This is a genomic window from Phreatobacter aquaticus (assembly GCF_005160265.1).
In the GTDB taxonomy this organism is placed as follows: Bacteria; Pseudomonadota; Alphaproteobacteria; order Rhizobiales; family Phreatobacteraceae; genus Phreatobacter; species Phreatobacter aquaticus.
Genome location: NZ_CP039865.1, coordinates 3342266 through 3367540 on the forward strand (window position 1 = coordinate 3342266; position 25275 = coordinate 3367540).

Sequence of the window (25275 nt, forward strand, 5' to 3'; positions counted from 1 at the left end):
ATTGACTTCTCTGCAATGATTTGCTTGCATCTGTGCACATTGAGACGGAGTGCCTGTGATGACACCGCCGCTGGTTTCCTGGGACGACTATCGAACCGTGCTGGCGGTCTCGCTCGCCCGGTCGCTTGGCGGTGCGGCCGAGATGCTCGGCGTCAACCAGTCGACCGTTTTCCGTCGGCTCGGTGCGATGGAGGAACGCCTCGGTGCGCGGCTCTTCGAGCGCAGCCGCACCGGCTATTCGCTGACCACGGCCGGCGAGGAGATGGTCAAGCTCGCCGAGAAGATGGCCGACGAGATCGTCGACTTCGAGCGGCGCCTGACCGGCCATGACCTCAGGCCCCAGGGCGAATTGCGGGTGGCGACCAACGACACGCTGGTGGTCCACCTTCTGACCCCGATCTTTGCGTCGTTCCGCAAGCTCTATCCCGGCATCACGCTGGATGTGGTCGTCGGCAACCAGGCGCTGAACCTCTCCAAGCGCGATGCCGACGTGGCGATCCGCGCCACCGGCGATCCACCGGAGACGCTGGTCGGGCGCAAGCTCGCAGCCATCCACTGGGCGATCTATGGCGCCAAAAGCCTCGGGCTCACCGAGCTTGATCCGGTCGACTACCGCTCCCATTCCTGGATCGGCCTGGGTGACAATCTGTCGGGCCTCAAGCCCGGCCGGTGGATGGCGCAGAATGTCGGCGAGGACCGCATCGGCTGGAAGATCAATACGGTGCTTGGCTTGTCGGAGGCGGTGGCGGAAGGGGCAGGAGTGGGTCTGTTGCCCTGCTTCATCGCCCAGACCTTCCCGAACCTCGTGCCGCTCTCAGGCATCATGGGGGACTTTTCCAGCCATATCTGGCTGCTGACCCATCCGGATCTGCGCAATACCGCCAGGGTGCGGGCCTTCATGGATCATGTGGGGGCTGAAATCGCCAAGAAGCGCACGTCGATCGAGGGCAACCTGGCAATGGCGCCGCTGACCTGAGGCACGCGGGTGTCGGCACGGCAGACGGATGCCTTATCGCATTCCGCCCGGCCTTAACCGTGCCGCCAGAACCTTTGCCGGAGCAGGGATTTTCCTGTCATTCGAGGGACATGGATGGCTTGCCTCAGGCGCGGCATCCGCCGATAGTGGCGCGTCTTTTGTCGCCTTCGCGTTGGGAGTTCACCATGAAGGCCATCATTGTCGGCGGCGGCGTCGGCGGTCTCACCACTGCGCTCATGCTGAAGGAGCGCGGCATCGACTGCGAGATCCACGAACAGGCGAGCGAGGTGCGCGAGCTCGGCGTCGGCATCAACACGCTGCCGCACGCGATCAAGGAACTCAGCCTGCTCGGCCTCCTGCCGCGGCTGGATGACGTCGCGATCCGCACCCACGAACTGATCTATTCCAACCGGTTCGGCCAGGAGATCTGGCGCGAGCCTCGCGGTATCGAAGCGGGCTTCGAAGTACCGCAATTCTCGATCCATCGCGGCCGGCTGCAGACCGTGATCTACCAGGCCGTGCGCGCGCGGCTCGGTGAAAGCCGCATTTTCACCGGCTCCCGGCTTGGGTCGTGGACGCAGGACGAAAGCGGCGTCACCGCCTGGTTCTTTGACCGCGAGGGGCGGCATGTGCGCACCGCGCGGGGCGATGTGCTGATCGGCGCCGATGGCATCCATTCCACCGTGCGCCGTTCGCTCTTCCCCAACGAGGGCCCGCCGGTCTGGAACGGCTTCATGCTCTGGCGCGGTGCGGTCGACTGGCCGGATTTCCTGACCGGCCGTTCGATGGTGATTGCCGGCGGCATGGCGGCCAAGCTCGTCGTCTATCCGATCGCCGAGGGTCTCGCTCCCGGCCGCAAGCTCACGAACTGGGCGGTTCTGGCGCGCATCAGTGAGGGCGGCACGCCGCCGCGCCGCGAGGACTGGTCGCGTCCCGGCCGGTTCGAGGACATGATGCCCTATCTGAAGCGGCTCTCCATTCCCCACCTCGACGCCCAGCGGATGATCGAGGCGACGCCCGAGTTCTGGGAATATCCGATGTGCGACCGCGATGCCCTGCCGCGCTGGAGCCATGGCCGCGTGACCCTGCTCGGCGACGCCGCCCATCCGATGTACCCGGTCGGTTCCAACGGCGCGAGCCAGGCGATCCTCGATGCGCGTTGCCTCGCCGATCTGCTGGTTTCGGCCGAGCATCCGGTCCAGGCGCTGTGGGCCTATGACCAGGAGCGCCTGCCGGCCACTGCCCAGATTGTCCGCATGAACCGCAAGGGCGGGCCGGAAGGCGTCATCGATGCCGTGGAGGAACGCGCGCCCGACGGTTTCACCGACATCGACACCGTGCTGTCGTTCGAGGACCGGAAGGCGATCGTGCGGGGTTATGCCTCGACGGCGGGCTTCACGCAGGACAAGGTCAACCGGTCGAAGGCAGCCTGAGCCGAATTGCCCAGACACGTGGCTCGTCTGCCGACATTCGCATGACTTCAGGCCGGGAGGCCCAGGACCATGACCTCTCGCATGCGTGAAGCGGCTTTGCTGCTCGCGGGCTGTGGCATCGTCCTGGGAATGACTCTGCCGTTGCAGAAGATGGCGGCGAAGGCCGGCGTCCAGCCGGCATCCTGGGTGTTCGTCATGACGTTCGGGGCGAGCCTGTTCCTGTTGGCTCGTGCGCTCCTCGCCGGTAAGGCACCGACACTGACACGGCAGCATCTCGTCTATTACGGCGTGGCCGCGCTCATCTCGTTCGTCATTCCCAATCTGCTCGTCTTCATCTCGATCCCGCGGATCGGCGCCGGCCTGACCGGCGTGATGTATGCGCTGTCACCCATGACCACGCTGTCCCTGTCGAGCCTCGCACACCGGCGGCTGCCGGACGCCTGGGGGGCCGCCGGCCTTGGGCTTGGCCTTGCCGGCACGCTGCTGATCATCATTTTCCGGGGAGAGGGCGGTGGTGGGCAATCTGCGGAGATCGCGTGGGTTCTGCTGGCCCTGCTGATTCCGGTCTTCCTTGCGTCTGGCAACGTCTATCGCGGCATGTTCTGGCCCGAAGGGTCCGATCCAGCGGCGTTGGCGGCCGCGACCAACATAGCCGCCGCCGGCATGCTGCTGGTCGCGGTCTTTGCGGGCGGCGAGGGATGGGACGGTTTGCGGGTCGTCGCCTTCGTGCCTGCGCTGATCGTGACGCAGATCGTCGCGACCGCGATCATGCTGGCCATGTTCTTCCGCCTGCAGCAGGTCGGCGGGGCCGTCTATCTCAGCCAGATCGGCTATGTCGCGGCGGCGGTCGGACTCATCGCCGGAACGCTGGTGCTGGGCGAGCGCTATCCGCTAGCGACCTGGCTCGGTGCGCTGGTGGTCGTGGCCGGCGTCGCGCTGGTCACCTGGTCGCAGGCGCGACGGTAGCGATCAACGAAAAGCGCGGCGCCGTTACCGACGCCGCGCTGCTCAGTCTCAATGACGATCAAGTCGCCTCACGCACCGGGGGCGGCGGCAGGAACACCACTTCGTGCTTGGCGGCGAGCGCCACGACGGCATCCGGGTTCTGGTCGGGCAGCGAGTGGATGCCCCAGAACAGATCGTAGAGCTTGCGCGTCGGCGAGACCCAGAAGAAGCACTTCACCGGCTGGTCGGTCTTGTTGAAAATGCCATGGGACAGGCCCATCGGCAGGCGGATCAGGTCGCCGGCGGTCGCGACGAACTCGCGCCCTTCCAGCACCAGATCGAACCGGCCTTCGAGCATGTAGATGAACTCGTCCTGCGTCGGATGGATGTGCGGCGGCACGAAGGTGCCGGGCGGAAATGTCGCGTGCCACGACATCGAGCTTTCGCTCACCTGCTTGGGCACATAGATCTGGCCCAGAATGTTCCAGACGATCCCGTCGAGGCCGGTCCCGGCCTTGGTGATGCCTGCCGTCATCGGCTGCATGGTAAACTCCCCCTTTACGCGGTCGGCCGCATCCAAGCGCAAGCGCGGTGCGATCGCAATCGACGAATGACGACATGATTACCGCCGGCGCGCAGGGGCCTCCAGGCGGCTTTGGCGTGGCGGCGTGCCGCGACCTCGGCTATGTCTGGTCCATCGCCCGACAGGATGCCTTTCATGCTGAGCTTCACCCGCCATGCCGGCCACCGCGCCGACCACATTTCCTTCACGCCTGAAACGCTGGTGATCGCGGGCTGGGCCGGCCGTGACGAGGCGGCCATCCAGCATCATATCGAGGAACTCGCCGCCATCGGCGTGCCGCCGCCGTCCTCCGTGCCGGTTTTCTATCGTGGCGCCGCGCAATTGCTGACACAGGCACCGAAGGTTGAGGTGTTGGGGCCGGATTCCTCCGGCGAGATCGAACCGGTGATCGTGTCGCTCGCCGATGGGCTCTGGGTGACGGTCGGGTCCGACCACACCGACCGCAAGGCCGAGACGGTGGGCATCGCGCTGTCGAAGCAGCTCTGCGTCAAGCCGCTGGCCAATGTGCTCTGGCGCCTCGACGAGGTCGCCGCCCATTGGGACGAGCTGTTCCTGCGCGCCCATGCCGTCATCGGTGGCGAGCGCGTCGTCTATCAGGAGGGCAAGCTTGCCGCTCTCCGCCAGCCTGGCGACCTGATCCAGCGCTGGACTGGCAAGGAGACGCTGGCGCCGGCAACCGTCATGTTCGGCGGAACCCTTGGTGCGATCGGCGGCATCAGGCCGGCCGCCCGCTTCGAGATGGAATTGATCGACCCTGTCCTGCACCGGTCGATCAGCCATGCCTATGACATCGCCGACCTCCCCGTGATCAGCTGATGGCAGGAGTGCCGGGGCAGGGCGCCCCGGCACTCCTGCCCCATCATTTCGGTGCCTTGCGGGTCGGGTCGAAGTGCTTCTTCAGGTCGGCCCAGCAGTCGATGTAGTTCGGCTGCATGGTCGGCAACTCGCTGGCATGGCGGGTCAGCCGCTGGGGAAAGCGCGTCTCGAACATGAAGGCCATGGTGCCGGTCAGCTTCACCGGCTTTTGCTCGCCATTGCTGGCATGTTCGAAGGCCGTCATGTCCGGTCCATGAGACTGCATGCAATTGTGCAGGCTCATGCCGCCAGGCACGAAACCCTCGGGCTTGGCGTCATAGACGCCGTAGATCAGCCCCATGAACTCGCTCATGATGTTGCGGTGGTACCAGGGCGGACGGAACGTGTTCTCGCCGACCATCCAGCGCTCCGGGAAGATGACGAAGTCGACATTGGCAGTGCCCGGCGTCTCCGACGGCGCGGTCATCACCGTGAAGATCGATGGATCGGCATGGTCGAACAGGATCGGCCCGACCGGCGAGAAGTGCCTGAGATCATATTTGTAGGGATAGTAATTGCCGTGCCAGGCGACGACGTCGAGCGGCGATTGTCCGATGGCCGTGGCGTAGAGTTCTCCACCCCATTTGACGAAGAGCGTCGATGGCTCCTCGCGATCCTCATAGGCCGCGACGGGGGCCAGGAAGTCGCGTGAATTGGCCAGGCAATTGGCCCCGATCGGTCCGCGATCCGGCACGGTGAAGGCGCCACCGTAATTCTCGCAGACATAGGCGCGGGCAGGGCCGTTCACCAGTTCGACCTTGAACACGACGCCGCGCGGGATGATGCAGATCTCCCCCGGCTCGATCTCGATCCGGCCGAACTCGGTGCAGAAGCGAAGATTGTTCTCCTGCGCGACGATCAGGAACTCGCCATCGGCATTGAAGAAATACTCGGATGTCATCGAGCGGTTGATCACCAGCATATGGGCAGCCATGCCCACCTGCGTGTCGGCATCGCCAGCCGTCGTGATGGTCTGCAAGCCCGTGACGAAAGTGACCGGCTCGGAGGGGATGGGTGTCGGATCCCAACGCAATTGGCCGATCGGCAATTCGCTCTCGTTGCGCGCCTCGGGCGCGGTGCGGATCAGGCCGCGATCGACCTTCACATAGCGGCCCGAATGCTTGACCGACGGGCGGATGCGATAGAGCCAGGAGCGCTGGTTGGTCGCCTGCGGCGCGGTAAACGGAGACCCCGAGAGCTGCTCGGCATAGAGCCCGTAATTGCACTTCTGCGGCGAGTTGCGTCCGATCGGCAGGGCGCCGGCGAGCGCCTCTGTCTCGAACGAATTGCCGAAGCCGGACATGTACTGAAGCGTACCGCCGCCGCGGTCGTCGGTGGGAACGAAGCCGGTCACATATTGCAGGGTCATCGGGGGCATCCTCGTCTGGCGATGTCGGCGCCAAACTAGTCTCAGATGAAACTATCGTCAATGCGCCGCCGCGGCTCGGGCCTTCTCCGCCTTTGCGCCGAATCGCCGTTCGAGCAGCACCATGGCTGCCAGGGCGGCAAGCGACGACACCAGGGCCAGAAGGATCGGCGCCGTCGGGCCGCCATGGGTAAGGGCTGCGGCGAACACGATGGGCGCGGCCGCGAAGGCCAGGTTCTGCGGCAGCAGCAGCCAGCCATTCATGGTCGCGTAGGTGGCGCGCCCGAACAGCATGAGGGGCGCGGCATTGCGAACGATGGTCATGGCACCGGCCGACATGCCGTAGCCCACCACGAAGCCGATCGCGATCATGGGACCGGTCTCGACGACAAGCGGCAGCGTCATGGCGAGCGGCATGATCGCGGTCGCTATGACGCCGACCATGAGGAGACCGAGGCGCTGGCCGAACATCATCTCGGCCATGCGCGACAGGATCTGCGCCGGTCCCATCGCGGCGCCCGCCGCAATCGCGAAGCTCGCCGGCAGGCCGAAGCCCTTGAGCACGTCGATGATCAGCAGCGGAATGCCCCAGGTGACGAAGCCGATGAAGGAAAAGGCAGCCGCCATCAGGATGAAGGCGGAACGGCGCTCCTCCGGAGTGAGCGCCAGCGGTTCCATCACGACCGGCAGCTCACCAGTCCGCACCACTTGTTCCTGTTCCCGGCGCCCGAGTGCCAAGGCGTGGAGCGGCAGGCAGACGAACACGTGAAGCGCCGCGAAGATGACCAGGGTCTCGCGCCAGCCGAACGTGTCGGAAAGCCAGGCCGTCAGCGGCCAGAACACCGCGGATGCCAGGCCGCCGACCAGAAAGAGCATGCCCATTGAGCGCCTGGCGCCATCGCCGGAGGTCTGGGCAATGGCTGCGGCGGCGCCCTGGGTCAGTGCCAGCGGGGCCCCCAGGCCGATGAAGACCCACGCGGCCACATAGCCCATCAACCCCTCTGCGCGCGACAGGATGACCAGCGCGACCGCCATGAGCACGGAGCCAAGGCACATCGGCAGGCGTGCGCCCGACCGGTCTAGGAAGCGGCCGGCGTGAGGGCCGATGGCGCCACTGACCAGCAGCATGATGGTGACGCCGCCGAACACCATTTCCCGCCCGAGGCCGAGGTCGCGAGTCAGGAACAGAGACAGGGTCGTCGGCAGATAATAGGTCGTGCCCCAGCCGATGATCTGGCCAATCGACAGCGCGGGCGTGACATATCTGAATGTCGGCCGGGCGACGCGCTGAACCGTTTCGATGGGCATGGCAGAACCCTGCCGAAACCGATCCGAGGCCACAACCATTGGCGCCGCAGGTCTGACCATCGCGTGCGGGTCGCGTGTCAGGCGACCGCGACAGGCCAGTCCCTTGGCCTGGCATGGATCGTCCAAGCCTCTTGATCCGCGGCACAGAATGTGGTCACTCGCCCGCCGGAGATGCGGGTATAGCTCAATGGTAGAGCAGCAGCCTTCCAAGCTGAATACGCGGGTTCGATTCCCGCTACCCGCTCCACCCCGTCCGTCAGGCATCCGCCGAGCGGTTGTCGCGGCTCCGCCCGATCGGGCGTGACGGCAACGCAGTCTATCCTGGCAGCCGTGTATAAGTTTCGCCGCCATCCTTGTACTCTTTGATCGCCGTGCTATTCGATGTCGATCGGATGGAAAGGTGTAGCAATGTTGCGTCGCGTTGTTGGAGTAATTCTGTGCGCGGTGGCGCTTGCCGGTTGTAATGCGCCCGGACGCCAAATGTCAGTTGCAGAACTGAACACCTATCGCGTTGCGGGCGTGGATGTTGTTCTGGCTCCAGGCGTAAACGGCAGGACGACCAGTTTCGAGATGGCGTATGCGCAGTCTCGCGGCGCCCAAACTCCTCCAGCCAGCACTTTGCCCGAGGCTCAGGTGACCTCGACCTCACGCGCGGGGCCGGACTATTTCACGGTCGTCAACTCTCCAGAGGCACAGGAATATTACCAGCGCCGGACCGTGGAGATTGTGCGGGACGAGATGGAAAAGAGGGTGGGGCACGCGCTGCTGGGCCAGAAGCCTGCGCGAATCCATGTGACTGTCACGACCCTGACCCTGCCGAACGAGGCAATGCGCATCCTTGTGTCGCAGCACCATCTGCTGCAGGCAACGGTCGTGCTGCGCGATGCGGTGACAGGACAGGCTCTGGTCACCTATCCGGACATGCGCGTCGTGATCGACGGTGGCGGAGGTCTGGTCGGGACATTCCTTGTCCCCGCACTTGTTGGTGGGCCTGTCGAAAGGCTTGCGGCGGAATTGGCGCAAGGCTATCGCAACTGGCTCTTGCAGAACTGAGCGAAAACTCGTAACCGACCGTCCGTCGCGGGACCGCCCGTATTTGGAAGCCTAAGGACCACGATCGATGGCCAAAGCAAAGTTCGAACGCAACAAGCCGCATTGCAACATCGGCACGATTGGTCACGTTGACCATGGCAAGACGTCGCTGACTGCGGCGATCACGAAGGTTCTGGCGGAGTCGGGCGGCGCGTCGTTCACGGCCTATGACCAGATCGACAAGGCGCCGGAAGAGAAGGCACGTGGCATCACGATCTCGACGGCGCACGTCGAGTACGAGACGGCGAACCGTCACTATGCCCACGTCGACTGCCCGGGCCACGCCGACTATGTGAAGAACATGATCACCGGTGCTGCCCAGATGGACGGCGCGATCCTGGTCGTGTCGGCTGCCGACGGCCCGATGCCGCAGACCCGCGAGCACATCCTGCTCGCCCGTCAGGTCGGCGTTCCGGCGCTGGTCGTGTTCATGAACAAGGTCGACCTCGTCGACGACGCCGAGCTCCTCGAGCTCGTCGAGATGGAAGTCCGCGAGCTTCTGACCAAGTACGACTTCCCCGGCGACGACATTCCGATCACCAAGGGCTCGGCCAAGGCTGCTCTTGACGGCGTGACGCCGGAGATCGGCCATGACGCGGTTCTGGCGCTGATGGCCACCGTCGACGCCTATATCCCGCAGCCGGAGCGCCCGGTTGACATGCCGTTCCTGATGCCGGTCGAGGACGTGTTCTCGATCTCGGGTCGTGGCACGGTTGTGACGGGTCGCGTCGAGCGCGGCATCGTCAAGGTCGGCGAGGAAATCGAGATCGTCGGCATCCGCGACACCCAGAAGACGATCGTCACGGGCGTCGAGATGTTCCGCAAGCTGCTCGACCAGGGCCAGGCCGGCGACAACATCGGCGCTCTGCTGCGCGGCACCAAGCGCGAGGACGTCGAGCGCGGTCAGGTTCTGTGCAAGCCGGGTTCGGTGAAGCCGCACACGAAGTTCAAGGCCGAGGCCTATATCCTGACGAAGGAAGAGGGTGGCCGTCACACGCCGTTCTTCACCAACTATCGTCCGCAGTTCTACTTCCGCACGACGGACGTGACGGGCATCGTCCACCTGCCGGAAGGCACGGAGATGGTGATGCCTGGCGACAACATCGCCATGACGGTGAACCTGATCGTGCCGATCGCCATGGAGGAGAAGCTGCGCTTCGCCATCCGTGAAGGTGGCCGCACGGTTGGAGCTGGAGTGGTGGCGTCGATCATCGAGTGATCGACGCTGCTACGGAATGCGCAAACCGCATTCCTGATGCTGGCGCCGGCGTCGTCGCTTCCATCATCGAGTGATTGATCACGGCGCCGCTCCGGACTATAGGAAGCGGCGCCTCTAGGGGTTTAGCTCAGCTGGTAGAGCGGCGGTCTCCAAAACCGCAGGTCGTGGGTTCGAATCCCCCAGCCCCTGCCAAATTCGAAAAGCCTCGGCGATCACATCGCCGGGGCTTTTCATTTTCCGACGGGAGTGCCTGACATGCCGGATCTCTCGACGCTCGCCCTGTTCGCACTGGCCTGTCTCGCGCTGACGATGACCCCCGGCCCGGACATGCTGCTGATCGCCTCGCGCAGCATCGGCCAGGGGCCCAAGGCGGGCTTTGCAACGCTGGCAGGCATTCAGGCCGGCACCTACGTCCATGCGCTTGCCGCTGCCTTCGGCCTCTCCGAGCTCTTCGTCGCCGTGCCCATGGCCTATGATGCGGTGCGCTGGGCCGGTGCCGCCTATCTGCTCCTTCTTGCCTGGACGAGCTTTCGGGCAGACGGGACGACCTTCGCGCCGTCGGAAGGGCTCGCAGCCGTGCCACTTGGCCGCATCGTCCGGCAGGGATTGGTGACCAATCTGCTCAATCCGAAGATGGTGCTGTTCGTGCTGGCGTTGTTCCCACAATTCATCAGGCCAGAATTCGGCTCAATCGTCTGCCAGACGCTGATTCTTGCCACCGTCCTCAATCTCATCGGCCTGGTCGTGAATGGCGCGGTCATCCTGACGGCAGGCAGCCTGCGGCGGCGGTTTTCCACCAGCGGCCGCTTTGCGCGCCTGCCGCAATATCTGCTGGGCGGCGTGTTTGCTGCCCTGGCGCTCCGGCTCGCCTGGAGCGAGAGCCGGTGATGCTGCGGCCCATGCCCGCCCGCGACCACATTTTCTTGACGTGCCGGTCCCGATCAGTTAGCAGACCCCACTCCCAGTCGGCCCGGTAACGGATATCCGACGGGACGAGCTTCCTCCTTGAGGCCGATTCGCCGGCCCCTGTCCGAAATGGATAAGGGCGGTGACCGGCCTTGTTCGGATTCAATTCATGGCCAAGACGAACCCTTTCGAGTTCATGCAGCAGGTCCGCCAGGAGGCCAACAAGGTCACCTGGCCGTCGCGCAAGGAGGTCGGCATCACGACCCTCATGGTCGTGATCTTCATGGTCGTGTCGGCGATCTTCTTCTTCGCCGCCGATTCCATCATTCGATGGGGCGTCCAGACGCTCCTGTCGCTCGGCAGCTGATCGGGAGGACGCCGTGGCGAAGCAGTGGTACGTCGTTCACGCCTATTCGAATTTCGAGAACAAGGTCGCCGAGGCGATTCGCGAGGGCGCAGCTCAACGCGGTCTGGCTGAGCTGTTCGACGACATTCTCGTTCCCAAGGAGCGGGTCATCGAAGTGCGCCGCGGCCGCAAGGTCGATACCGAGCGCAAGTTCTTCCCCGGCTATGTGCTGGTGAAGATGGAGATGACCGACCAGGCCTACCACCTGATCAAGAACACCCCGAAGGTCACCGGCTTCCTCGGTTCCGACAAGAAGCCCATGCCGATCCCGGAAGCCGAGGCGATGCGCATCGCCCAGCAGGTCCAGGAAGGCGTCGATCGTCCCAAGGCGACGATCAGCTTCGAGGTCGGCGAGAAGGTCAAGGTCAACGACGGGCCCTTCGCCTCGTTCGAGGGCTTCATCGAGGAGGTCGACGAGGGCCGCGCCCGCGTCAAGGTCGCCGTCTCGATCTTCGGCCGGCCGACGCCGGTCGAACTGGAATTCGGTCAGGTCGACAAGCTCTGATCGATCGGGCTCGCGAGAGCCTGAAGCCGGAACGGTCCGCCGTTCCGTTCACCCGTGGGAGGCGAGGGGAGGCGGTCCGCCATCCGCCCCGAACCCGACCACGAAACCCAACCGAGGGGCCTGTGACCAGGTCCTGAGAGGAGGTAGCCATGGCGAAGAAAGTCGTCGGCTTCATTAAGCTGCAGGTGCCGGCTGGCGCTGCCAACCCGTCGCCGCCCATCGGCCCGGCGCTCGGCCAGCGCGGTCTGAACATCATGGAATTCTGCAAGGCCTTCAACGCGAAGACCCAGCAGATGGAAAAGGGGATGCCGATCCCCGTTGTCATCACGGCCTATCAGGACCGCTCCTTCACCTTCGAGATGAAGCAGCCGCCGGTGTCCTACTGGCTGAAGAAGGCCGCCAAGATCGACAAGGGCCACACGACCACCGGTCGTGGCTTCGTCGGCAAGATCACGCGCGCCCAGATCGCCGAGATCGCCAAGACGAAGATGGTCGACATGAACTGCGACACGGTCGAATCGGCCTCGTCGATGATCGAAGGCTCGGCCCGTTCCATGGGCCTCGAGGTCGTGGGGTGAGATCATGAGCGGCAAGCGTTTCAGGAAGACCCTCGACGGCATCGAAGTCACCAAGACCTATGCCATCGACGAAGCGGTGAAGCTCGTGAAGGAGCGCGCCACGGCGAAATTCGACGAGACCGTCGAGATCGCCATGAACCTCGGCGTCGATCCGCGTCACGCCGACCAGATGGTCCGCGGCGTCTGCAATCTGCCGAACGGCTCCGGCCGCGTCCTGCGCGTTGCGGTGTTTGCCCGCGGCGCCAAGGCTGACGAAGCCAAGGCCGCCGGTGCTGACGTCGTCGGCGCGGAAGACCTGGTGGAGATCGTCCAGGGCGGCAAGATCGATTTCGATCGCTGCATCGCCACCCCGGACATGATGGGCCTCGTTGGCCGCCTCGGTAAGGTTCTGGGCCCGCGCGGCCTGATGCCGAACCCGAAGGTTGGTACCGTCACCATGGACGTGAAGTCGGCTGTTGCTGCCTCCAAGGGCGGCGCCGTCGAGTTCCGCGTCGAGAAGGCCGGCATCATCCACTCGGCCGTCGGCAAGGCGTCTTTTGATCTCACCAAGCTGGTCGAGAACATCAAGGCATTCGCCGACGCGGTCCAGAAGGCCAAGCCTGCTGGCGCTAAGGGCACCTATGTCCAGCGTATCGCCATCTCCTCGACCATGGGTCCGGGCGTGAAGGTCGATCCGTCGAGCGTTCTCAACGGCTGATAAGCATCGGCGCCGGTACGGCCTTCGGGCCCGCCGGCGCCATCGCTTTGCCGGTCACCTGGACAATCGACGCAGTTCGGCCTTGCGGAAAAATGTGGGGCTACCCACTTGGCAAGTGGAACAGGCTTTGCTAGACGACCTTGACTTGGGTGTGGGTGACCACGCCCTCATTGCGTTTGGGTGACAGAGCCCTCGACCTTTTGGCCGAGGACGAAGCGAGGATCTTGCGGCGGAGTGATCCGGGACCTCGATCAAGAGTCCGATACGAGTATCAAGAGCTTCCGTTCGGGGCGACCCGGGCGGCAAGGCCAGTCAAGTCTGTCTCTGAAGGCCCGAGGGCCGATGAGGTGGCGACTGGTAAGTCCTGTCCGAGACTGCAGGCGAGGGGGCGTCCCCTCTTAATCGTGCAACGCCTGCACAGACGGGTGAAGACCGTTTCACCGGCGCGCAAGTGCCGAAGGATTGGTTCGAACTCACGGCACCTCGGCCGATGGATGGTTTCATCCACCGGTGTCCTGAGGGGACAGGGCCGAACGTCGATCGTTCGCCAAAGGCCGGCCTGGCCTGAGGGGCGATCGGCAGGTGCAACCCGGGAACTCCGTCTATGGGGTTCCCGATCTAGAGAGAGCAAAAGTGGATCGCGCGGAAAAGAAGGAGCTTGTCGGCACGCTGAACGAGGTCTTCTCGACCTCGAGCGTCGTTGTCGTCGCTCACTATTCCGGCCTCACCGTCGCGCAGATGCAGGACCTCCGTCGCAAGATGAAGGCCCAGGGCGCGTCCGTGAAGGTCACAAAAAACCGCCTCGCGAAGATCGCTCTCGAAGGCACGGACGTCGCGTCGATCGGAGCCCTGCTGAAGGGCCCCACGATCCTGGCTATCAGCCATGATCCCGTCGCGGCACCGAAAGTGGCTGTCGAATTTGCCAAGGCGAACGAGAAGTTCGTCATCCTTGGCGGTGCGATGGGCACGACCGCACTGAACCCAGATGGTGTGAGGGCTCTCGCCACCATGCCGTCGCTCGACGAACTGCGCGCCAAGCTCGTGGGCCTTATCCAGGCTCCCGCGACCAAGCTCGCCCAGCTCTCGACCGCGCCTGCTGCCAAGCTTGCGCGCGTGTTCGGCGCCTATGCCAAACGAGACGAAGCCGCGTGAGGCTTATCTCTCACACTCAACGGTTCGAACCGATCACAAGGAAGTAGTTACATGGCTGATCTTGCCAAAATCGTCGACGAGCTGTCGTCGCTCACCGTTCTGGAAGCCGCCGAGCTTGCAAAGCTCCTCGAAGAGAAGTGGGGCGTCTCCGCCGCTGCTGCCGTCGCCGTCGCCGCCGCTCCGGCCGGCGCTGCTGCTGCTGCCGTCGAAGAGCAGACCGAGTTCACCGTGATGCTTGCCGCCGCTGGCGACAAGAAGATCGAGGTGATCAAGGAAGTGCGCGCCATCACCGGTCTGGGCCTGAAGGAAGCCAAGGACCTGGTCGAGGCCGCTCCGAAGGCTGTCAAGGAAGGCGTGACCAAGGACGAGGCCGAGAAGCTGAAGAAGCAGCTCGAGGCCGCCGGCGCCAAGGTCGAACTGAAGTAATATTGGGAGTGCGGGCGGTCTTGCGATCGCCCGCGCACCTTCCCGCCGGTTGGGTTTGACCATCCGGAGGGGCCCGCCGAGAGGTGGAATTTTCGAATTGGAGGCGACAAGCCTCCTGGAGTGCAACAGGTGTCAAACGCTTGACCGGACGGTCCAGGGTCGTGGAAACGACCCGATTTGGACCGTCCGGTCAGGCGTCTGCGGTGAGGGGTCTTCTCCGACCTCCTGCCGTCGAGACCGGACCGCCGTCGACGCCAGGCGGTCCAAGCGAGAGGCGACATGGCTCAGACCTTCACCGGCCGCAAGCGGTTCCGCAAGTTCTTCGGTAAAATCAGGGAAGTGGCGACGATGCCGAACCTCATTGAGGTTCAGAAATCGTCCTACGACCAGTTCCTGATGGTCGAGGAACCCAAGGGCGGACGCTCCGACGAGGGGCTGCAAGCGGTTTTCAAGTCGGTTTTCCCGATCACCGACTTCTCCGGCAGCGCCATGCTGGAATTCGTGAAGTATGAGTTCGAACCGCCGAAATACGACGTTGACGAGTGCCGTCAGCGCTCGATGACCTTTGCCGCGCCGCTCAAGGTGACGCTGCGCCTCATCGTGTTCGATGTGGACGTGGATACCGGCGCCAAGTCGGTCAAGGACATCAAGGAGCAGGACGTCTACATGGGCGATATCCCGCTCATGACGTCGAACGGCACCTTCATCGTCAACGGCACCGAGCGCGTCATCGTCTCGCAGATGCACCGTTCGCCGGGCGTGTTCTTCGACCACGACAAGGGCAAGACCCATTCCTCGGGCAAGCTCCTGTTCGCCGCCCGCATCATTCCCTATCGCGGTTCCTGGCTCGACATCGAGTTCGACGCCAAGGACATCGTCTATGCGCGTATCGACCGCCGCCGGAAGATCCCGGTGACGAGCCTGCTCTATGCCCTCGGCATGGACAACGAGGACATTCTCGCAACCTTCTACAACCGCATCATGGTGTCGAAGGACAAGAAGGACGGCTGGCGCCTTCCCTATGATCCCGCCCGTATGCGCGGCTTCAAGTCGACCACCGACATGATCGACGCCGATACCGGCGAGGTCGTGCTCGAGGCCGGTCGCAAGCTCGCTGTCCGCGAAGCCAAGAAGCTCGCCGACAAGGGCCTGAAGGCTCTGCGCATCACCACCGAGGAACTGGCTGGCCGCTACCTCGCCGAGGACATGGTCAACTTCAAGACCGGTGAGATCTATGCCGAAGCCGGCGACGAGATCACCGAGAAGATGCTGAAGCTGCTGGGCGATGTCGGCTACGACGACATCCCGACGCTCGACATCGATCACGTCTCGATCGGCGCCTATATCCGCAACACCCTGGTGGTCGACAAGAACATGACGCGTGAAGACGCGCTGTTCGACATCTATCGCGTGATGCGTCCGGGCGAGCCGCCGACCATCGACACGGCCGAAGCCATGTTCCACTCGCTGTTCTTCGACAGCGAGCGCTATGACCTGTCGGCCGTCGGCCGCGTCAAGATGAACATGCGTCTCGACCTCACCGCCGAGGACACCGTGCGCATCCTGCGCAAGGACGACATCCTGGCGGTCGTGAAGACCCTCGTCGAACTCCGCGACGGCAAGGGCGAGATCGACGACATCGACCATCTCGGCAATCGCCGCGTGCGCTCGGTCGGCGAGCTCATGGAGAACCAGTACCGCGTCGGCCTGCTCCGCATGGAGCGCGCCATCAAGGAGCGCATGTCGTCGGTCGAGATCGACACCGTCATGCCGCAGGACCTGATCAACGCCAAGCCGGCGGCTGCCGCCGTGCGCGAGTTCTTCGGTTCCTCGCAGCTCTCGCAGTTCATGGACCAGACCAATCCGCTGTCGGAAATCACCCACAAGCGCCGCCTGTCGGCCCTTGGACCCGGTGGTCTGTCGCGTGAGCGCGCCGGCTTCGAGGTGCGCGACGTGCATCCGACGCATTACGGCCGTATCTGCCCGATCGAGACGCCGGAAGGCCCGAATATCGGTCTGATCAACTCGCTGGCGACCTTTGCCCGCGTCAACAAGTACGGCTTCATCGAGGCGCCCTATCGCAAGGTGCGCGACGGCCGGGTTACCGATGAGGTGATCTATCTCTCCGCCATGGAGGAGGGGAAGTACGCGGTCGCCCAGGCGAACGCCCCCATCGACAAGGCCGGTACCTTCATCGAAGACCTCATCATCTGCCGCCAGGCCGGTGAAGTTCTGTTGCTGCCGGTTGATCGCGTCGACTTCATGGACGTGTCGCCGAAGCAGCTCGTGTCGGTCGCGGCAGCGCTCATCCCGTTCCTCGAGAACGATGACGCCAACCGCGCTCTCATGGGCTCGAACATGCAGCGTCAGGCCGTGCCGCTGGTGCGCGCCGATGCGCCGTTCGTCGGCACCGGCATGGAAGCGATCGTCGCCCGCGACTCGGGCGCTGCGATTGCGGCCCGCCGCACCGGCGTCGTCGACCAGGTGGACGCCACCCGTATCGTTATCCGCGCGACCGAGGATCTCGATCCCAGCCGCTCGGGCGTCGACATCTACCGCCTGATGAAGTTCCAGCGTTCCAACCAGAACACCTGCATCAACCAGCGTCCGCTGGTGCGTGTCGGTGACATCGTCAAGAAGGGCGAGATCCTGGCCGACGGCCCGTCGACCGATCTCGGCGATCTGGCGCTCGGCCGCAATGTGCTCGTCGCGTTCATGCCGTGGAATGGCTACAACTTCGAGGACTCCATCCTGCTCTCCGAGCGGATCGTCAAGGAGGACGTGTTCACCTCGATCCATATCGAGGAGTTCGCGGTGGCCGCCCGTGACACCAAGCTCGGACCGGAGGAAATCACGCGCGACATTCCGAACGTGTCGGAAGAAGCTCTGAAGAACCTCGACGAAGCCGGCATCGTCTATATCGGCGCGGAAGTCGCAGCTGGCGACATTCTCGTCGGCAAGATCACGCCGAAGGGTGAAAGCCCGATGACGCCGGAAGAAAAGCTTCTGCGCGCCATCTTCGGCGAAAAGGCCTCCGACGTTCGCGACACCTCGCTGCGCGTGCCCCCGGGCGTGACCGGCACGGTCGTCGAAGTCCGCGTGTTCAACCGCCACGGCGTCGACAAGGACGAGCGTGCCATGGCGATCGAGCGCGAGGAAATCGAACGCCTCGCCAAGGACCGCGACGACGAGCAGGCGATCCTCGACCGCAATGTCTATGGCCGTCTGGCCGAGATGCTGGAGCACAAGACCGGCATTTCCGGTCCGAAGGGCTTCAAGAAGGACACGGTTCTCACCCGCGACATCCTGCAGGAATTCCCCCGCGGGCAGTGGTGGGCGTTCGCCGTCGCCGAAGACGCCCTCATGGCCGAGATCGAGGCCATGCGGAAGCAGTACGACGAGTCCAAGCGTCGCCTCGAGCAGCGCTTCCTCGACAAGGTCGAGAAGCTGCAGCGCGGCGACGAGCTGCCGCCCGGCGTCATGAAGGAAGTCAAGGTCTTCGTGGCGGTGAAGCGCAAGATCCAGCCGGGCGACAAGATGGCCGGCCGTCACGGCAACAAGGGTGTCGTGTCCAGGATCGTGGCTCTCGAGGACATGCCGTTCCTCGAGGACGGCACCTCGGTCGACATCGTGCTGAACCCGCTCGGCGTGCCGAGCCGCATGAACGTCGGTCAGATCCTCGAAACCCATCTGGGCTGGGCCGCTGCTGGCCTCGGCAAGATGGTGGGCGAGGCCTATGACTCCTACATGCGCTCCAAGGACGTGAAGCCTCTGCGTGCGACCTTCGACAAGATCTACGGCGACGACGCCCAGATCGCGGCTCTCGATGAGCCGAACCTTGCCGAACTCGCCCGCAACTCGCGCCGCGGTATCCACTTCGCGACCCCCGTCTTCGACGGTGCGAAGGAAGCCGACATCGAGAAGATGCTCGATACGGCCGGCCTGAAGCATTCGGGGCAGGTGACGCTGTTCGACGGCAAGACCGGCGATGTGTTCGACCGTCAGGTGACGGTTGGCTACATCTACATGCTGAAGCTCCACCACCTTGTGGACGACAAGATCCACGCCCGTTCCATCGGTCCCTACTCGCTCGTCACCCAGCAGCCGCTGGGCGGCAAGGCGCAGTTCGGTGGCCAGCGCTTCGGCGAAATGGAAGTCTGGGCTCTGGAGGCCTACGGCGCCGCCTACACCCTGCAGGAAATGCTGACGGTGAAGTCGGACGACGTGGCCGGTCGTACCAAGGTCTACGAGGCGATCGTGCGCGGCGACGACACGTTCGAGGCGGGCATCCCCGAGAGCTTCAACGTGCTCGTCAAGGAAATGCGCTCGCTCGGGCTCAATGTGGAGCTCATGTCGACCAAGCCGGTCCGCTCCGCCGAGGACGACGATCTGGGCCGTCAGCAGGCCGCCGAGTAACAGTTCGACAGGTCTTTACGGAACCGGGTGCGCCCGGTTCCGACCAAATCGTTCACTTCGGCCGCGATGCCTTCGCTCCGGCCATGATTTTTTCCCGGTTTTCCCGGGGCTTTGGAGACTGCGATGAACCAAGAGGTCGCGAATCTCTTCAATCCGACGACGCAGCCGGCGACTTTCGATCAGATCAAGATCTCGATCGCGAGCCCGGAAAAGATCCTGTCGTGGTCGTTCGGCGAGATCAAGAAGCCGGAAACCATCAACTACCGGACGTTCAAGCCGGAGCGTGATGGCCTTTTCTGCGCTCGGATCTTCGGACCCATCAAGGACTACGAGTGCTTGTGCGGCAAGTACAAGCGGATGAAGTACAAGGGCATCATCTGCGAGAAGTGCGGCGTCGAAGTCACGCTGTCGCGCGTCCGCCGCGAGCGCATGGGCCATATCGAGCTCGCCGCTCCCGTTGCCCATATCTGGTTCCTGAAGTCGCTGCCGAGCCGCATCGGCCTGCTGCTCGACATGCCGCTCAAGGACCTCGAGCGCATCCTCTATTTCGAATATTACTGCGTGCTTGAGCCGGGCCTCACCTCGCTGAAGGAGCGTCAGCTCCTGTCCGAGGAAGAGTATGTCCGCGCCCAGGACGAGTTCGGCGATGACTCGTTCACCGCCATGATCGGCGCCGAGGCCATCCGCGAATTGCTGCGCGGCCTCGACCTCGAGAAGCTGGCTGCCGACACCCGCAAGGAAATCTCGGAAGCCACCACCGAGCTGAAGCCGAAGAAGCTCGCCAAGCGCCTGAAGATCATCGAGGCCTTCATCCAGTCGGGCAACAAGCCGGAATGGATGATCCTGACGGTGGTTCCGGTCATTCCGCCGGACCTGCGTCCGCTGGTGCCGCTGGACGGCGGCCGCTTCGCGACCTCCGACCTCAACGATCTCTATCGCCGCGTCATCAACCGCAACAACCGCCTGAAGCGGCTGATCGAGCTGCGCGCCCCGGACATCATCATCCGCAACGAGAAGCGCATGCTTCAGGAAGCGGTCGATGCGCTGTTCGACAACGGCCGTCGCGGCCGCGTCATCACGGGCGCCAACAAGCGCCCGCTGAAGTCGCTCGCTGACATGCTGAAGGGCAAGCAGGGCCGGTTCCGTCAGAACCTGCTCGGCAAGCGCGTCGACTATTCGGGCCGTTCGGTCATCGTCGTCGGTCCGGAAATGAAGCTGCACCAGTGCGGCCTGCCGAAGAAGATGGCGCTCGAGCTGTTCAAGCCGTTCATCTACGCCCGGCTCGACGCCAAGGGTCTCTCCGCCACCGTCAAGCAGGCGAAGAAGCTGGTCGAGAAGGAGCGTCCGGAGGTCTGGGATATCCTCGATGAGGTCATCCGCGAGCATCCGGTGCTCTTGAACCGCGCTCCCACCCTCCATCGCCTCGGCATCCAGGCCTTCGAGCCTGTGCTGATCGAGGGCAAGGCGATCCAGCTGCACCCGCTCGTCTGCTCGGCCTTCAACGCCGACTTCGACGGCGACCAGATGGCCGTGCACGTCCCGCTGTCGCTCGAAGCGCAGCTGGAAGCGCGCGTGCTGATGATGTCGACCAACAACATCCTGCATCCCGCCAACGGCGCGCCGATCATCGTGCCGTCGCAGGATATCGTGCTCGGTCTCTACTACGTCTCGCTGATGTCGGACGGCATGCCCGGCCAGGGCAAGGCCTTCGGCAATATCGGCGAGCTCGAGCATGCGCTGGCCAACAAGGTCGTTACCCTTCACTCGAAGATCAAGTATCGCTGGGAAGGCCTCGATCCCGACGGCGTCATGGTCCGCAAGATCTATGACACCACGCCGGGCCGTGTGCTCCTCGGTCAGCTCCTGCCGAAGTCCGCCAAGATCCAGTTCGACGCAGCCAACAAGCTGATGACGAAGAAGGAGATCTCGGGGATGATCGACACCGTCTACCGCTTCTGCGGTCAGAAGGAGTCGGTGATCTTCTGCGACCGCGTCATGGCGCTCGGCTTCTACCACGCCTACAAGGCCGGCATTTCCTTCGGCAAGGACGACATGCTCGTGCCGGAGAACAAGTGGCCGATCGTCGAGGAGACCCGCTCGCTCACCAAGGACTACGAGCAGCAGTATCTCGACGGCCTGATCACCTATGGCGAGAAGTACAACAAGGTCGTCGACGCCTGGGCCAAGTGCTCGGACCGTCTCGCCCAGGAGATGATGGGCCGCATCTCGGCTGTCCGGAAGGACGAGAACGGCCGCGATCTGCCGATCAACTCGATCTACATGATGAGCCACTCGGGTGCCCGTGGTTCGCCGACCCAGATGCGCCAGCTCGCCGCCATGCGCGGCCTGATGGCCAAGCCGTCCGGCGAGATCATCGAGACCCCGATCATCTCGAACTTCAAGGAAGGCCTGTCCGTGATGGAGTACTTCAACTCCACCCACGGTGCGCGTAAGGGTCTGGCCGACACGGCGCTCAAGACGGCGAACTCGGGTTACCTGACCCGCCGTCTGGTCGACGTGGCCCAGGACTGCATCATCACGGAGCGGGACTGCCATACCGACCGCGGCATTGGCATGCGTGCCATCGTCGACGCCGGCCAGGTGGTTGCCACCCTCGGTCAGCGCATCCTCGGTCGTTCGGCGGCGAATACCGTCACCGATCCGTCGTCGGGTGCTGTGATCGTCGAAGCCGGCCGCATGATCCTCGAAAAGGATGTCGAGGCGATCACCGCCGCCGGCATTCAGGAGGTCAAGATCCGCTCGGTGCTCACCTGCGAGACCAAGGTCGGCGTTTGCGGCCAGTGCTATGGCCGTGACCTTGCCCGCGGTACCCCGGTCAATATCGGTGAAGCTGTCGGCGTCATCGCCGCGCAGTCCATCGGTGAGCCGGGCACCCAGCTCACCATGCGTACCTTCCACATCGGTGGCGCTGCCCAGGTGGTCGATACCTCGTTCATCGAGGCGACCTTCGAAGGCACGATCCGCATCCGCAACCGTTCGATCGTCAAGAATTCGGACGGCGAGCTGATCGCGATGGGCCGCAACATGGCGGTCGTCATCGTCGATGCCGACGGCTCGGAGCGCGCGACCCACCGTATCCAGTACGGTGCGAAGCTGCGGGTCGACGAGGGCGCCAAGGTCAAGCGTGGCCAGCGCATCGCCGAGTGGGACCCCTACACGCGTCCGATCATCACCGAGATCGACGGTATCCTCGGCTTCGAGGATCTGGTCGACGGTCAGTCGATCGCGGAAACCACCGACGAGGCGACTGGCTTCACCAAGCGTATCGTCACCGACTGGCGTACCTCGACGCGCTCGGCGGACCTCAAGCCGTCGCTGGTCATCAAGGACGCCAACGGCAAGATCCAGAAGCTGCCGCGCGGCACCGACGCGCGCTACGCCCTGGCGGTGGAAGCGGTCATCTCGGCCGATGCCGGTGCCCAGGTCTATGGCGGTGACGTCATTGCGCGTATCCCGCTGGAAAGCGCCAAGACGCGCGACATCACCGGTGGTCTGCCGCGTGTCGCCGAACTCTTCGAGGCCCGTCGTCCGAAGGATGCCGCGATCATCGCGGAAGTCTCCGGCATCGTGCGCTTCGGCAAGGACTACAAGCAGAAGCGTCGCCTCACGATCGAGCCCTTCGAGGCCGATGCCGAGGCGGCGGAATATCTGATCCCGAAGGGCAAGCACATCCATCTGCAGGATGGTGACGAAGTCCAGAAGGGTGACTTCATCGTCGACGGCAACCCGGCGCCGCATGACATCCTGGCGATCAAGGGCGTGGAGGAGCTTGCTGCCTACCTCGTCAACGAGATCCAGGAAGTCTACCGACTGCAGGGCGTCGTCATCAACGACAAGCACATCGAGGTCATCGTCCGTCAGATGCTCCAGAAGGTCGAGATCACCGATCCCGGCGATACCGAGCTGATCCAGGGCGACCAGGTGGATGCGTCCGAGATGGAAGAGGCCAACGAGGCCATGGCTGACGACAAGAACAAGCGCCCGGCCACGGGCGTGCCTGTCCTTCTCGGCATCACCAAGGCTTCGCTGCAGACCCGGTCGTTCATCTCGGCGGCGTCCTTCCAGGAAACCACGCGCGTGCTCACCGAGGCTGCCGTCAACGGCAAGTCGGATACGCTCGAGGGCCTGAAGGAGAACGTCATCGTCGGTCGTCTGATCCCCGCCGGCACCGGCGCCATGGTCAGCCGCATCCGCGAGATCGCCGTGAAGCGCGACGATCTGATCCTGGACGAGAAGCAGAAGGCTGCAGCCAGCGTCAAGGCGCGTGCACCGGCTGCCGTCGCTGCCATCGAGGCACCCCAGGCCTGACGCCTGGGTGCCCTCGGCACCTAAAGAGAAGGGCCGCCCAACCGGGCGGCCCTTTTTCGTCTGGCGGGTGCTGCCCGGCTCTTACTGGGCGCGGCAGCTGGATGTCGACACGCACACCAGGTTGGTGGTCGAGCAGAGATTGACCCCACGACGCTCGACCGAGCGATCGTTCTCGAACACGACCTTCATGTCGAACTGGCAATAGCCGCGATCGCGCTGACGGCGAGTCGGGACGACCCGCATGGATTCTCCGGAATCAATCGTTGAATCGCCAAGACGATCGTCACCCCAGCCGCGGGTGTCGACATCGGTCATGTAGAACTCGCGAATCGTCAGGTTCGTGCGGTTCACGACATTGATCCAGCGCTGCTGGCCGTCACGGTCCGTCTGCGCGGTCGCCGGCGCAATGGTGGCGGCAGAGCTCGCAAGCAAGGCTGCGGTCGCGGCAGCCAAGAAAGTGGCTTTGAATGTCATGATAGGCTTCCTCTTCAGCTAACCGCCCGGCTCCTGATACCGGCAGCGATTCCCCATGAATGTCGTCCGGCACGTCGGAGCGACGGCCGATTGTTTCGCTCGGACGGAGGCAGGTGGGCGTCGGGTCGCAACCTCACCTCGTCGCGCGGCACTATGCCCGGGAACTGCGCAAAGAGCCTATCAGTTGATTTCCCGATATCCGGGTAAGGGGGGCGCCAGAGGATCGACGAGCCCGTCAGGCTGCCGCCCTGAGGGCAGGGGAGGCGAATGGCACGGCGGATGATCCTTTCGTGCGGGTGCTGATCAGCGAAACTTCCCGTCTTTGAAGGGCCTGGCTGTGCGTGACGCTTGACGACCCCCGAGTCAGCGTGTATTGCGGCCCAACTTTCCCGGCGTATGTCGGTCGCCAACACGGTCTTGATGCGGTTCCACCGCCCCCGACCGAAGCGTACCGAGACTACGCCGCCTGACGTCAGTCAGATTCGAACGCATGATCCGGACGCCGAAAGGCGCTCTGATCCTCTGTTTTCGCCGGGCGCAGTTTGTCCTTCCAGGGCAAACCGAGCGCCCGGTTGTTCGTTCCGGTAACGGGACGGGCACGTCATTAGCTTTGTGAGGTGCGGGCAACCGCTTCTCGATTGGTTCAAGGACAAGGCCGCCGATGCCGACAGTCAACCAGCTGATCCGCAAGCCGCGTCAGCCGCGCACCTACCGCTCGAAGTCCCGCCATATGGAGGGCTGCCCGCAGAAGCGTGGCGTGTGCACACGCGTCTACACCACGACCCCGAAGAAGCCGAACTCGGCTCTCCGTAAGGTTGCCAAGGTTCGCCTCACCAACGGTTTTGAGGTGATCGGTTACATCCCGGGTGAAGGCCACAACCTTCAGGAACACTCGGTGGTGATGATCCGTGGCGGTCGCGTCAAGGATCTTCCGGGTGTGCGTTACCACATCCTCCGCGGCGTCCTCGATACCCAGGGCGTCAAGAACCGCAAACAGCGTCGTTCGAAGTACGGCGCCAAGCGGCCCAAGTAAGCAGTTTCCACCGGCTGCTCCAAGCCGAGGCGCGTTGCGCCGGGTAGGAGCGGCCGGTGGCTTTAGAAATCAACGGAGAGAGCGATGTCGCGTCGTCACCGGGCAGAGAAGCGGGAAATCATCCCGGACGCCAAGTACGGAAACGTCGTGCTGACCAAGTTCATGAACTCGGTCATGTACGAAGGCAAGAAGTCGGCGGCTGAACAGATCGTCTATGGCGCATTCGATATCATCGAAGCCAAGGCGAAGTCGGACCCGCTCGCGGTGTTCCAGTCGGCGTTGGAAAACGTCATGCCGGCCATCGAGGTCCGCTCCCGCCGCGTTGGTGGTGCGACCTACCAGGTTCCGGTCGAGGTGCGCCCCGAGCGTCGCCAGGCTCTGGCCATTCGCTGGCTGATCCAGGCTGCTCGTTCGCGCAACGACAAGACCATGGTCGACAAGCTGTCGGCCGAGTTGATGGACGCGTCGAACAATCGTGGCAACGCCGTCAAGAAGCGTGAAGACACGCACAAGATGGCCGAAGCCAACCGCGCCTTCTCGCACTACCGCTGGTAACGAAACTTAAGGGCCCTGACG

General features: G+C 63.9%; 21 protein-coding genes and 2 tRNA genes. 19 read left to right on the forward strand and 4 right to left on the reverse strand.

Annotated features, from left to right (window positions below):
- Positions 1 to 58 precede the first annotated feature (58 nt).
- The 3 genes from E8L99_RS15700 to E8L99_RS15710 all read left to right on the forward strand — a co-directional run bounded on the left by E8L99_RS15700 (position 59) and on the right by E8L99_RS15710 (position 3375).
- Positions 59 to 976 carry a LysR family transcriptional regulator gene (locus tag E8L99_RS15700; protein ID WP_168201696.1) on the forward strand — a complete coding sequence of 306 codons (918 nt, stop codon included), beginning with the start codon at positions 59 to 61 and terminating at the stop codon, positions 974 to 976.
- Between the two features lie 185 nt (positions 977 to 1161).
- Complete coding sequence (locus tag E8L99_RS15705) at positions 1162 to 2409, forward strand: flavin-dependent oxidoreductase (protein WP_137100431.1); 1248 nt, start codon at positions 1162 to 1164, stop codon at positions 2407 to 2409.
- 69 nt (positions 2410 to 2478) lie between these two features.
- Positions 2479 to 3375, forward strand: coding sequence for a DMT family transporter (locus E8L99_RS15710; RefSeq protein ID WP_252511130.1), 897 nt, complete (start codon positions 2479 to 2481; stop codon positions 3373 to 3375).
- Positions 3376 to 3433: 58 nt separating this feature from the next.
- Here E8L99_RS15710 and E8L99_RS15715 read toward each other — a convergent pair whose 3' ends face one another.
- Positions 3434 to 3898, reverse strand: coding sequence for a cupin domain-containing protein (locus tag E8L99_RS15715; protein ID WP_137100432.1), 465 nt, complete (start codon positions 3896 to 3898; stop codon positions 3434 to 3436).
- 174 nt (positions 3899 to 4072) lie between these two features.
- Here E8L99_RS15715 and E8L99_RS15720 point away from each other — a divergent pair, with 174 nt between their 5' ends.
- Positions 4073 to 4753 (forward strand): DUF2848 domain-containing protein, encoded by a 681-nt coding sequence (locus E8L99_RS15720; protein WP_137100433.1) that lies wholly within the window; start codon positions 4073 to 4075, stop codon positions 4751 to 4753.
- Positions 4754 to 4796: 43 nt separating this feature from the next.
- On the opposite strand, the gene hmgA is transcribed toward E8L99_RS15720, so the two are convergent.
- Together hmgA and E8L99_RS15730 are read right to left on the reverse strand one after the other, a co-directional pair.
- Positions 4797 to 6161: a homogentisate 1,2-dioxygenase gene (hmgA, locus tag E8L99_RS15725; protein ID WP_137100434.1), complete on the reverse strand. Its 1365-nt coding sequence runs from the start codon at positions 6159 to 6161 to the stop codon at positions 4797 to 4799.
- Between the two features lie 57 nt (positions 6162 to 6218).
- Positions 6219 to 7466 carry an MFS transporter gene (locus E8L99_RS15730; protein WP_168201697.1) on the reverse strand — a complete coding sequence of 416 codons (1248 nt, stop codon included), beginning with the start codon at positions 7464 to 7466 and terminating at the stop codon, positions 6219 to 6221.
- Between the two features lie 173 nt (positions 7467 to 7639).
- Here E8L99_RS15730 and E8L99_RS15735 point away from each other — a divergent pair.
- From E8L99_RS15735 to rpoC, 13 genes are all read left to right on the forward strand, one after another.
- A tRNA-Gly gene (locus E8L99_RS15735) sits at positions 7640 to 7713 on the forward strand.
- A 233-nt stretch (positions 7714 to 7946) separates the two neighbouring features.
- Positions 7947 to 8519: a hypothetical protein gene (locus E8L99_RS15740; protein WP_137100436.1), complete on the forward strand. Its 573-nt coding sequence runs from the start codon at positions 7947 to 7949 to the stop codon at positions 8517 to 8519.
- A gap of 67 nt (positions 8520 to 8586) precedes the next feature.
- On the forward strand, positions 8587 to 9777 hold the full coding sequence (gene tuf, locus E8L99_RS15745; RefSeq protein ID WP_137100437.1) for an elongation factor Tu: 1191 nt from the start codon (positions 8587 to 8589) through the stop codon (positions 9775 to 9777).
- A gap of 116 nt (positions 9778 to 9893) precedes the next feature.
- A tRNA-Trp gene (locus E8L99_RS15750) sits at positions 9894 to 9969 on the forward strand.
- Positions 9970 to 10032: 63 nt separating this feature from the next.
- The gene (locus E8L99_RS15755; RefSeq protein ID WP_137100438.1) at positions 10033 to 10665 is read left to right on the forward strand and encodes a LysE family translocator; all 633 of its coding nucleotides are present in this window, start codon (positions 10033 to 10035) and stop codon (positions 10663 to 10665) included.
- Positions 10666 to 10852: 187 nt separating this feature from the next.
- Entirely contained in the window at positions 10853 to 11050 is a 198-nt protein-coding gene (secE, locus tag E8L99_RS15760) for a preprotein translocase subunit SecE (protein WP_137100439.1), read from the forward strand.
- A gap of 13 nt (positions 11051 to 11063) precedes the next feature.
- Positions 11064 to 11594 carry a transcription termination/antitermination protein NusG gene (gene nusG, locus E8L99_RS15765; RefSeq protein WP_137100440.1) on the forward strand — a complete coding sequence of 177 codons (531 nt, stop codon included), beginning with the start codon at positions 11064 to 11066 and terminating at the stop codon, positions 11592 to 11594.
- A 149-nt stretch (positions 11595 to 11743) separates the two neighbouring features.
- Positions 11744 to 12172, forward strand: a complete 429-nt coding sequence (rplK, locus tag E8L99_RS15770) for a 50S ribosomal protein L11 (protein WP_137100441.1) — start codon at positions 11744 to 11746, stop codon at positions 12170 to 12172.
- Between the two features lie 4 nt (positions 12173 to 12176).
- The gene (gene rplA, locus E8L99_RS15775) at positions 12177 to 12869 is read left to right on the forward strand and encodes a 50S ribosomal protein L1 (protein ID WP_137100442.1); all 693 of its coding nucleotides are present in this window, start codon (positions 12177 to 12179) and stop codon (positions 12867 to 12869) included.
- A gap of 633 nt (positions 12870 to 13502) precedes the next feature.
- A complete protein-coding gene (gene rplJ, locus E8L99_RS15780; protein ID WP_137100443.1) occupies positions 13503 to 14021 on the forward strand; it encodes a 50S ribosomal protein L10 in 519 nt (172 codons plus the stop codon).
- Positions 14022 to 14072: 51 nt separating this feature from the next.
- Positions 14073 to 14447: a 50S ribosomal protein L7/L12 gene (gene rplL, locus E8L99_RS15785; RefSeq protein ID WP_137100444.1), complete on the forward strand. Its 375-nt coding sequence runs from the start codon at positions 14073 to 14075 to the stop codon at positions 14445 to 14447.
- 279 nt (positions 14448 to 14726) lie between these two features.
- Positions 14727 to 18863, forward strand: coding sequence for a DNA-directed RNA polymerase subunit beta (rpoB, locus tag E8L99_RS15790; protein ID WP_137100445.1), 4137 nt, complete (start codon positions 14727 to 14729; stop codon positions 18861 to 18863).
- Between the two features lie 123 nt (positions 18864 to 18986).
- Positions 18987 to 23192 carry a DNA-directed RNA polymerase subunit beta' gene (gene rpoC / locus E8L99_RS15795; protein WP_137100446.1) on the forward strand — a complete coding sequence of 1402 codons (4206 nt, stop codon included), beginning with the start codon at positions 18987 to 18989 and terminating at the stop codon, positions 23190 to 23192.
- Positions 23193 to 23273: 81 nt separating this feature from the next.
- On the opposite strand, the gene E8L99_RS15800 is transcribed toward rpoC, so the two are convergent.
- Complete coding sequence (locus E8L99_RS15800) at positions 23274 to 23666, reverse strand: hypothetical protein (RefSeq protein WP_137100447.1); 393 nt, start codon at positions 23664 to 23666, stop codon at positions 23274 to 23276.
- 661 nt (positions 23667 to 24327) lie between these two features.
- Here E8L99_RS15800 and rpsL point away from each other — a divergent pair.
- Positions 24328 to 24699, forward strand: a complete 372-nt coding sequence (gene rpsL / locus E8L99_RS15805) for a 30S ribosomal protein S12 (protein ID WP_137100448.1) — start codon at positions 24328 to 24330, stop codon at positions 24697 to 24699.
- Positions 24700 to 24783: 84 nt separating this feature from the next.
- Positions 24784 to 25254, forward strand: a complete 471-nt coding sequence (gene rpsG, locus E8L99_RS15810; RefSeq protein WP_137100449.1) for a 30S ribosomal protein S7 — start codon at positions 24784 to 24786, stop codon at positions 25252 to 25254.
- Positions 25255 to 25275: the final 21 nt, after the last annotated feature.